Raw genomic sequence first — 1,862 nt, forward strand, 5'->3', positions numbered from 1 at the left:
CCTGGATCACCGGTCATGTCAACGCCTACCGGTATTTCGGCGGGGTCACCCGCATCCTCACGCCGGACAATCTCAAGACCGGTGTGGTCAAGAACTCCCGGACGGAAACGGTGCTCAATAAGGCCTACCAGGAGATGGCGGAGCACTACGGCACCGCCATCCTCCCAGCCCGGCCCCGCAGCCCCAAGGACAAGGCCTTTGTGGAGGGCTCCGTGGGCGTAGTTTCCACCTGGATCCTGGCAGCCCTGCGCAACCGCCAGTTCCTGTCCCTCGCAGAACTGAATCAGGCCATCCGAGAAAAGCTGGAGGCCTTTAACCACAAGCCCTTCCAGAAACGGGAGGGCAGCCGTGCAGCTTGTTTTGCGGAAGAAAAGCTGTTTCTGCAGCCTCTTCCGGCCGCGCCGTTTGAGTTGGCTGTCTGGAAGGTTGCCACCGTCCAGTATAACTACCATATCAACGTGGAGCGCATGAATTATTCCGTGCCGTATGAGTACATCAAGCAGCAGGTGGATGTGCGCCTTACCCGAACCACGGTAGAGATCTTCTTCGCCGGTACCCGGATTGCCTCTCACCTGCGTCTCCATGGCCGTCCCAACCAGTACAGCACGGTGGAGAGCCATATGCCGCCGGACCACCAGAGCTACCTGCAATGGAATGGCGAGCGTTTCATCCGCTGGGCGGAGCAGATCGGCCAGCACACCTCTGCCGTGGTACAGCTCTTTCTCTCCGCCCACAAGATGGAGCAGCAGGGCTACAAGTCCTGTATGGCCCTGCTGAAACTGGCGGATCGCTATTCCCCTCAGCGTCTGGAGAGCGCCTGTCAGAAAGCCCTCTCTTACACTTCCTCTCCCAGCTTAAAGAGCGTCCAGTCCATCCTGAAATCCGGGCAGGACAAGCTGCTGGCTGAGGACGCTCCGGCCAAGCCGGATGAGCCAAAGGCTCATAAGTTCACCAGAGGCGCCGGCTACTACAAGAGGGGGGAATGACCATGCTGAGCAATGAAACGGTACGGAAGCTGCATGAAATACGCCTGGGCGTCATGGCGGAAGCCTTCTCCGCCCAATTGGCGGACGCGCAGTTCCAGTCGGTGTCCTTCGAGGACCGCTTTGCCATGCTGGTAGATGCGGAGTGGAGCGCCCGGAAAAGCAACCGCCTGACCCGGCTTATCCGCAACGCTGGCTACGCGGACCCTGCCGCCTGTGTCGAAAATATTGAGTACCATCCGGAACGGAGGCTGGACCGGGAGCAGATCCTGCGTCTGGCCTCTTGTGCCTATCTCCAGAAAGCACACAATGTCATCATTCTGGGAGCCACTGGAGCCGGAAAGACCTATCTGGCCTGCGCCCTTGGCATGGCCGCCAGCCGCAGTTTTTACTCCGTCCGGTATATCCGCCTTCCGGATCTGCTGGTGGAGATCTCTGTGGCCCGGGCTAACGGAACCTACCGGGATTACATGAAAAAGCTCAGGAAAGAGAAGCTGCTTATTCTGGACGAGTGGCTGCTCTACCCCCTCAAGGAGGCAGAGGCCCGGGATGTACTGGAACTGGTAGAGGCCAGAAACAAGGTGGCCTCCACCATCTTCTGTTCCCAGTATGACACCAGCGAGTGGCACGAGAACCTGTACGACCCGACCCTGGCTGATGCCATCTGTGACCGTATAATCTATAACGCCTATACCATCCAGATCGAGGGCGAATCCATGCGAAAGCGCAAGGGTATCCCCGAGTGATTCCCCGCATGGCGGCCCGGTGCACCACGCCAGCGGCCGCCATGCACCATTTCGGCGGAATGGGTGCACCATTCCAGCGGTGGCTATGCACCATCATCTGCGGTCAAGTTGCACTTTTTGAGCGGCGTACGCA

Annotated in this window: 1 protein-coding gene and 1 pseudogene; both read left to right on the forward strand. The window is 59.1% G+C overall.

The window, feature by feature from the left end; all coding sequences use genetic code 11:
• Positions 1-986 (forward strand): annotated as a pseudogene (locus B5E43_RS14700) (DDE-type integrase/transposase/recombinase); the annotation flags it as partial.
• 2 nt (positions 987-988) lie between these two features.
• Positions 989-1,729, forward strand: coding sequence for an IS21-like element helper ATPase IstB (istB, locus tag B5E43_RS14705; RefSeq protein ID WP_087397914.1), 741 nt, complete (start codon positions 989-991; stop codon positions 1,727-1,729).
• Positions 1,730-1,862: the final 133 nt, after the last annotated feature.

Origin of the sequence: Flavonifractor sp. An100, assembly GCF_002161175.1 — a bacterium.
Taxonomy (GTDB): Bacteria; Bacillota; Clostridia; order Oscillospirales; family Oscillospiraceae; genus Lawsonibacter.